Origin of the sequence: Streptomyces sp. LS1784 (genome assembly GCF_020103755.1) — a bacterium.
In the GTDB taxonomy this organism is placed as follows: Bacteria; Actinomycetota; Actinomycetes; order Streptomycetales; family Streptomycetaceae; genus Kitasatospora.
The window spans coordinates 1-7,177 of record NZ_JAHSQD010000421.1; the positions used below are offsets into that span (position 1 = coordinate 1).

At 72.6% G+C, this 7,177-nt stretch carries 6 protein-coding genes and 1 pseudogene; 5 read left to right on the forward strand and 2 right to left on the reverse strand.

Annotation, left to right across the window (positions count from 1 at the left end):
* Positions 1–387 (forward strand): annotated as a pseudogene (locus KS423_RS33270) (hypothetical protein); the annotation flags it as partial.
* A complete protein-coding gene (locus KS423_RS33275) occupies positions 387–686 on the forward strand; it encodes a putative quinol monooxygenase (RefSeq protein ID WP_224283479.1) in 300 nt (99 codons plus the stop codon). The pseudogene KS423_RS33270 and the gene KS423_RS33275, both read left to right, overlap by 1 nt.
* Before the next feature lie 93 nt (positions 687–779).
* On the opposite strand, the gene pepN is transcribed toward KS423_RS33275, so the two are convergent.
* Positions 780–3,359, reverse strand: a complete 2,580-nt coding sequence (pepN, locus tag KS423_RS33280) for an aminopeptidase N (RefSeq protein ID WP_224283480.1) — start codon at positions 3,357–3,359, stop codon at positions 780–782.
* Between the two features lie 226 nt (positions 3,360–3,585).
* Between pepN and KS423_RS33285 the strand changes: the two genes are divergently transcribed.
* Positions 3,586–4,218, forward strand: coding sequence for a DsbA family protein (locus KS423_RS33285; RefSeq protein WP_224283481.1), 633 nt, complete (start codon positions 3,586–3,588; stop codon positions 4,216–4,218).
* Positions 4,219–4,299: 81 nt separating this feature from the next.
* On the opposite strand, the gene KS423_RS33290 is transcribed toward KS423_RS33285, so the two are convergent.
* Entirely contained in the window at positions 4,300–5,724 is a 1,425-nt protein-coding gene (locus tag KS423_RS33290) for an amino acid permease (RefSeq protein WP_224283482.1), read from the reverse strand.
* Positions 5,725–5,990: 266 nt separating this feature from the next.
* Between KS423_RS33290 and KS423_RS33295 the strand changes: the two genes are divergently transcribed.
* Entirely contained in the window at positions 5,991–6,590 is a 600-nt protein-coding gene (locus KS423_RS33295; RefSeq protein ID WP_224283483.1) for a biotin transporter BioY, read from the forward strand.
* 70 nt (positions 6,591–6,660) lie between these two features.
* Positions 6,661–7,146 carry a ribose-5-phosphate isomerase gene (locus tag KS423_RS33300; protein WP_224283484.1) on the forward strand — a complete coding sequence of 162 codons (486 nt, stop codon included), beginning with the start codon at positions 6,661–6,663 and terminating at the stop codon, positions 7,144–7,146.
* Positions 7,147–7,177 lie beyond the last annotated feature (31 nt).

Below are 7,177 nucleotides of genomic sequence, written 5' to 3' on the forward strand. Positions count from 1 at the left end.
CTGACCGTTCCCCCGCCCCGCGCCCAGGGCCCGCCGCGGACGCACCCGCGGCGGGCCCTGCCGCACCGCCGGTTGCGCCGGCTGCTCGCCCGGGCGGCCGTGAACGAGGTGACCGGTGCGTTCGCCGTGGCCTCCCCGGACACCGCCGACGTCTACGATGTCGGTGCCTCGGTGGAGGGGGCGACCGGGCCGAAGGCCCAGGTGGTCGGGAAGGAGGATCCGGCGGGCGATCCCGACCCGCACCCGTTCTCCCGCCCGGCCGACTTCGCCGTGCCGGCCGACCGGGCCGGCTCGTTCGGCCACCGGTTCACCCCCGTCGCCGAGTGGCTGCCCGAGCTCGGCCGGGCCGCCGCCGAGACCGACCCCACCACCGCCAAGGAGCAGTGATGTTCGACCTCATCGTCATCGTCAGGGTCACCGAGCCGGACGGCGTCCCGGCGGTCGCCGACGCCCTGGCCCGGATGCGGCCGCTGTGCCTCGCCGAGGACGGCTGCGTCGGCTGGGAGGCGTACCACTCGCAGGAGGACCCGGGCCGCTTCGTCCTGGTGGAGCGCTGGGCGACCCGGGAGGCCTGGGAGGCGCACGGCGGCGGCGACGCGATCCGGAAGATCTACATCCCGGACATCCTGCCGGGGGTCGAGCGCGCGGTGCCCCCCCGGGGCCCGTCCTCCGCGAGCGCCGTCTGAGCGCACTCCCCGCCCCTCGAACGGCCGTGGGCCCCGGCCGATCCCTGGGTTCCAGGATCGGCCGGGGCCCACGGCGTCGGGCCGTACGGTCCGTCAGGCCCGGTCGCAGGCCTGCGCCCGCAGCGCGCGGTCCAGGTCGTCCCGGCGCTCCAGCACCAGGCGGCGCAGCGCCGGCGCGGCCTGCGGGTGCCCCGCGAGCCAGGCGTCGGCCTCGGCCAGGGTCTGCTCGTCGGTCTGGGCGATCGGGAAGAAGCCGCCGACGATCCGCATCGCGATCTCGATGGTCCGCTCGGCCCAGATCCGCTCCAGCAGCTTGAAGTACGGCGCCGCGTAGAGGGCGCTCAGGTCGCGCTGGAAGGGGATCGAGAAGCCCGCGGTGTTGGCCTCGACCAGGGCGCTCGGCAGCTCGTCCGAGTCGATCACGGCCGACCATGCGGCGGCCTTGGCCTCCGCCGTGGGCCGGGCGGCCAGGCACTGGGTGTAGTGGCGCTTGCCGCTCGCGGTGTTGTCGGCGGCCAGTTCGGCGGCCAGCTCCTCGTCGGTGGCCTGGCCGGCTGCGGCCAGCGCCAGCCACAGCGACCAGCGCAGCTCCTGGTCGACCTCCAGGCCGTCGACCCGGGCGCTGCCGGACAGCAGGCCGCGGACCAGACCGAGGTGCTCGGCTCCGCCCGCGGTCTGGGCGAGGAAGCGGGCCCAGGCCAGCTGGTGGTCGCTGGCCGGGACGGCCTCGCGCAGCTCGCGCAGGGCGCCGTCGGCGAGCAGCCGGCCGCCCTCGCCGCGCCAGGCCGGGTCGGCGTACAGGTCGACGGCGGTCTTGGCCTGGGCGTGCAGCGACTGGAGCACGCCGATGTTGCCCTCCTGGCCGGCGAAGCGCAGCACCAGGGCGACGTAGTCGCGGGCCGGCATCAGGCCGTCCCGGGTGAGGTTCCAGACCGCGGACCAGGCGAGTGCGCGGGCCAGCTCGTCGCGGATGTCGCCGAGGCCGCTGCGCAGGTTCGCCAGCGAGTCCTCGTCGAAGCGGATCTTGCAGTAGGTCAGGTCGTCGTCGTTGAGCAGCACCAGCGCCGGACGGGGCAGGCCGGCGGCCTCGGTGACGACGGTCCGGGCGCCGGTGACGTCCAGCTCGATCCGCCCGGTGCGCACCAGGGCGCCGTCGGCGTCCCGGTCGTACAGGCCGACCGCGATCCGGTGCGGGCGCAGTACGTCGCCGTCCTGGAGCACGGCCAGCTCGGTGATCCGGCCCTCGGCGTCGGCCGTGACCTGCGGGGTGAGCGCGTTGACCCCGGAGGTCTGGAGCCAGGCGGCGGCCCAGGCCTTGAGGTCCCGGCCGCTGGTCTCCTCCAGCACCTCCAGCAGGTCGCCCAGCTCGGTGTTGCCGAAGGCGTGGCGCTTGAAGTAGCGGCGGGCACCCTCGAAGAAGGCCTCCGAACCGACGTACGCCACCAGCTGCTTGAGGACGGAGGCGCCCTTGGCGTAGGTGATGCCGTCGAAGTTGAGCTTGGCGTCCTCGAGGTCCCGGATGTCCGCGGTGATCGGGTGGGTGGTGGGGAACTGGTCCTGCCGGTAGGCCCAGGCCTTGCGCTGGTTGGCGAAGGTGACCCAGGCCGAGGAGTAGCGGGTGCGGGCGCCGATCAGGCCGTAGGAGCCCATGAAGTCGGCGAAGGACTCCTTCAGCCACAGGTCGTCCCACCAGCGCATGGTGACCAGGTCGCCGAACCACATGTGCGCCATCTCGTGCAGGATGACGTTGGCCCGGCCCTCGTACGCGGCGTCGGTGACCTTCGAGCGGAAGACGAACTCCTCGCGGAAGGTGACGCAGCCGGGGTTCTCCATCGCGCCGATGTTGTACTCGGGAACGAAGGCCTGGTCGTACTTCCCGAAGGGGTACGGGTAGTCGAACTCCTCGTGGAAGAAGTCGAGTCCGAGCTTGGTGACGCCGAGGATCTCGTCCGCGTCGAAGTACGGGGCCAGCGACCGGCGGCACATCGCGGAGAGCGGGATCTCCAGCGCGGTGCCGTCGGCCAGCTCGCGGCGGTAGTGGTCGCGGGCGACGTGGTACGGGCCGGCGACGACGGCGGTGAGGTAGGTGGAGATCGGCTTGGTCGGCGCGAACTCCCAGGTGCGGCTGCCGTCCTGTCCGGTGGCGTCCTGCTCGGTGACGTTCTCGTGCGGGGCGTTGGACCACACGTCCCAGGCGGCCGGGGCGGTCACGGTGAAGGTGAACGGGGCCTTCAGGTCGGGCTGCTCGAAGTTCGCGAACACCCGGCGGGCGTCGGCCGGCTCGTAGTGGGTGTAGAGGTAGGTCTCGCCGTCCACCGGGTCGACGAAGCGGTGCAGGCCCTCGCCGGTGCGACTGTAGGCGCAGTCCGCCTCGACGGTCAGCACGTTCTCGGCGGCCAGGCCGTCGACGTGCACCCGGGCGCCGTCGTAGGCGGTGGCCGGGTCGAGGGTGCGGCCGTTGAGGGTGACCGAGCGGACGGCGGGGGCGAGCAGGTCGAGAAAGGTGTCCGCACCGGGCTGGGAGCAGCGGAAGGTGACAGTGGTGGTGGAGCGGAAGGTGCCGGCCTCCCGGTCAGGGGCCGAGGTCACGTCCAGCCGGACCTGGTAGCCGTCCACGGCCAGGATGCTGGCCCGCTGCTGCGCCTCGTCGCGGCTGAGGTTCTTGCCCGGCACGGCGGTACTCCTTTGTCCGGCTCGCACGGTGGTGCGCCTGTGGGTGGTGCGGTCTCGGCGCGAGGTGTGCTCCGCGCACGCGGGGCCATCCTTTCACGCCCCGTGTCGTCAGTACCATTGCACAGGCCGTCGCGCCAGGACCGGAATCAGCGGTGTCGGGCGGGTGTTGGCGTTGCCGGGGTGGGATTCCTCCCTGTCTCGGACCACTCACGAAGGACGACACGCAGTGACGACTGCCGCTGAGCGCAAGACCGCCGACTTCTGGTTCGACCCGGCCTGCCCGTGGGCGTGGATGACCTCCCGCTGGCTGATCGAGGTCCAGCAGCTGCGTCCGGTCGACGTGCACTGGCACGTGATGAGCCTGTCGGTGCTCAACGAGCACCGGGACCTCCCGGAGAACTACCGGGAGATGCTGGACAACGCCTGGGGCGCGGTGCGGGTCTGCACCGCAGCCGCCGAGCAGCACGGGCCGGAGGTGCTCGGCCGGCTCTACACCGAGCTGGGCGTGCGCTTCCACAACCAGGGCCTGCCGCAGAACCGGGAGACCGTGGCGGCGGCGCTGGTGGCCGCGGGCCTGCCCGCCGAGCTGGCCGACGCGGCCGGCACGGACGCGTACGACGAGGCCCTGCGCGCCTCGCACAAGGAGGGCATCACCCTGGTCGGCGAGGACGTCGGCACCCCGGTGATCGCGGTCGAGGGCGTGGACGGCGAGCGGGTGGCCTTCTTCGGCCCGGTGGTGACCCCGGCCCCGAAGGGCGAGGCCGCGGCCCGGCTGTGGGACGGCACCCTGCTGGTGGCCTCCACCCCGGGCTTCTACGAGATCAAGCGCACCCGCACGGACGGCCCGTCCTTCGAGTAAGTCCCGGGGAACGGCTCCGGAAACGCGGCAGGGCCCGGCACCGCTCGGTACCGGGCCCTCGCCGTGCGCGGGACGGGAAGGTCAGCGCAGGGCGGCGTCCCGGCGCTGCTTGAGCAGCCCGGCGACGGCCAGCGCCGTGACCAGCACGCCGGCCGCGTACAGCTGCTCGCGGTTGCCCTCGGTGGTGGTCATCAGGGCGAGGATGCCGGCCACCGCGGCCATCGCGATCCAGGTCAGGTACGGGAAGCCCCACATCTTCACGGTGAGCAGCTCGGGAGCCTCGCGCTCCAGCCGGCGGCGCATCCGCAGCTGGACCGCGCAGATGAACAGCCAGACCACCAGGATCGCCACGCCGGTGGTGTTCATCAGCCAGGTGAACACCGTGGCCGGCCAGAACTTGGCGGCCAGCACGGCGCCGAAGCCGAACAGGCAGGAGGCCAGCACGGCCATGCGCGGCACCCCGCCGCTGACCCTGGCCAGTGCCTTGGGGCCCTGGCCGCGGCCGACCAGCGAGTACGCCATCCGGGAGGCGCCGTAGATGTTGGCGTTCATCGCGGACAGCAGCGCGACCAGCACCACCACCTGCATGATCGTTCCGGCCGCGGGCACCCCGAGGTGGCGCAGCACGGTGACGTACGGGCCGTCGGCGACGACCGCCGGGTCCTTCCAGGAGACCAGGGTGACCACCAGGGCCATCGAGCCGATGTAGAAGATCGCGATCCGCCACACCGCGGTGCGCACGGCGTTGGCGACGTTCTTCTTGGGGTCCTCGGACTCGGCGGCGGCGATGGTCACGGTCTCCAGACCGCCGTACGCGAAGACCGAGGCGAGCAGGCCGACGATCAGCCCGTCGACGCCGTTGGGCAGGAAGCCGCCCTGGCCGGTGAGGTTCGTCGTGCCGGGGGCGCCGGGGCCGAGCACGCCGGCGATGCCGAGCCCGCCGAGGACCAGGAAGGTGACGATCGCGGCGACCTTGATCGCGGCGAACCAGAACTCGAACTCGCCGAAGTTCTTCACCGCGGTGAGGTTGCTGGCGCAGAAGAAGACCATGAACAGGCCGACCCAGATCCAGGCGGAGACACCGGGTATCCAGCCGTTGACGATCTTCCCGGCGGCGGTGGCCTCGGCGGCGACGCCGCAGCACAGCATCACCCAGTACATCCAGCCGGCCGTGATCCCGGCCCACGGGCCGATCTCCTTCTCGGCGTGCACCGAGAACGATCCGGAGGCGGGGCGGGCGGCGGACATCTCACCGAGCATCCGCATGATCAGCATGACCAGGAGGCCGGAGAGCGCGAACGCCAGGATGATCGCCGGTCCGGCGGCCGCGATGCCGGCGCCGGAGCCGACGAAGAGGCCCGCGCCGATCACGCCGCCGAGGGCGATCATGGACAGGTGGCGCTGCTTCAGCCCGTGGGAGAGCTGCTGGCCACCCGGTGCCGGCGCTGCGGCCGGCTGGGTGCCGTCAGGGGTCCCGGTCGCCGAAGGCGCGGAAGTAGGGGCCATAGGGGTGGTTCCAGACTGTGCGGTATGCGGCATGAGCTGTCCAATATCCGGTGGCACCCCTGTCCATGCCAAGGATGTTCGATCGGGGCCCACCATGCGGACCGCGCCGAAACCTACCGTGATCATGTTGTGACCTGGAGTTGTTCCGGGCCGGTTCCGACAACGCCCGAGGGCGGGGGTTTGTCCGAAACCGTGCCGTTCGCCCAGTGGATCACCGCGTAGGTTCACAGGTGTTCACTCACCTGGACTCTCACGGAGGAGCCCCGATGGCCACTGCCACCACCCCGATACCGCGCCGCGCCGTCCTCGCCGACCTGCTGCCCGCCGCCTCCACCCGCCTCGGTGCCCAGGCCCGCGACCTGGCCCTGGTGGCCGGCGGCGCCGCGCTGACCGGCCTGGCCGCCCAGCTGTCGGTGAACGTGCCCGGCTCGCCGGTGCCGGTCACCGGCCAGACCTTCGCCGCCCTGCTGGTCGGCACCGCGCTCGGCGCCCGCCGCGGCGTCGCCTCGCTCGTGCTGTACGTGCTGGCCGGCATGGCGGGCCTGCCCTGGTTCGCCGAGGGCACCTCGGGCTGGGCGATGGCCTCCTTCGGCTACGTGCTCGGCTTCGTCCTCGCCGCCGCCCTGACCGGCGCGCTGGCCCGCCGCGGCGCCGACCGCACCCCGGTCAACACCGTCGTCACCATGGTCCTCGGCAGCCTCGCCATCTACGCGGTCGGCGTCCCGTACCTCGCCCTGTCGCTGCACGTGTCGCTCGCCCGCGCCGCCGAGCTCGGCCTCTACCCGTACCTGGTCGGCGACGCCCTCAAGGCCGCCTTCGCCGCCGGCGCCCTGCCGCTGGCCTGGAAGCTGCTCGGCCGGCGCTGACCCACCCGGCCGACCCCCTGCCGGCGCCCCGTTGTCGGGCCCGGGCGCACGCGCATGCCACACTCATGGCATGCGCGTGTACCTGGGCTCCGACCATGCCGGATACGAACTGAAGAACCACCTCGTGGAGTGGCTCAAGGGGGCCGGCCACGAGCCGGTCGACTGCGGGCCGCACATCTACGACGCCGAGGACGACTACCCGCCGTTCTGCCTGCGCGCCGCCGAGCGCACCGCCGCCGACGAGGATGCCCTGGGCATCGTGATCGGCGGCTCGGGCAACGGAGAGGCGATCGCCGCCAACAAGGTCAAGGGCGTCCGGGCCGCGCTGGCCTGGAGCGTGCAGACCGCCGAGCTCGGCCGTCAGCACAACAACGCCAACGTGATCTCCATCGGCGGCCGCATGCACACGCTGGAGGAGGCCACCAAGTTCGTCGAGGTCTTCCTCGGCACCCCGTACAGCGGCGAGCCCCGGCACACCCGCCGGATCGAGATGCTGAGCGAGTACGAGACCACCGGCGAGCTCCCGCCGATCCCGGCCCACCACCCGCAGGGCTGATCCCGCCACCCACCCTTCCCGGCGGGCCGGC

Bases quoted from the DNA above. Each gene is read 5' to 3' on its own strand.
- KS423_RS33275 (WP_224283479.1), top strand. From the start codon at position 387: ATGTTCGACCTCATCGTCATCGTCAGGGTCACCGAGCCGGACGGCGTC.
- KS423_RS33290 (WP_224283482.1), bottom strand. From the start codon at position 5,724: ATGGCCCCTACTTCCGCGCCTTCGGCGACCGGGACCCCTGACGGCACC.
- KS423_RS33295 (WP_224283483.1), top strand. From the start codon at position 5,991: ATGGCCACTGCCACCACCCCGATACCGCGCCGCGCCGTCCTCGCCGAC.
- KS423_RS33300 (WP_224283484.1), top strand. From the start codon at position 6,661: ATGCGCGTGTACCTGGGCTCCGACCATGCCGGATACGAACTGAAGAAC.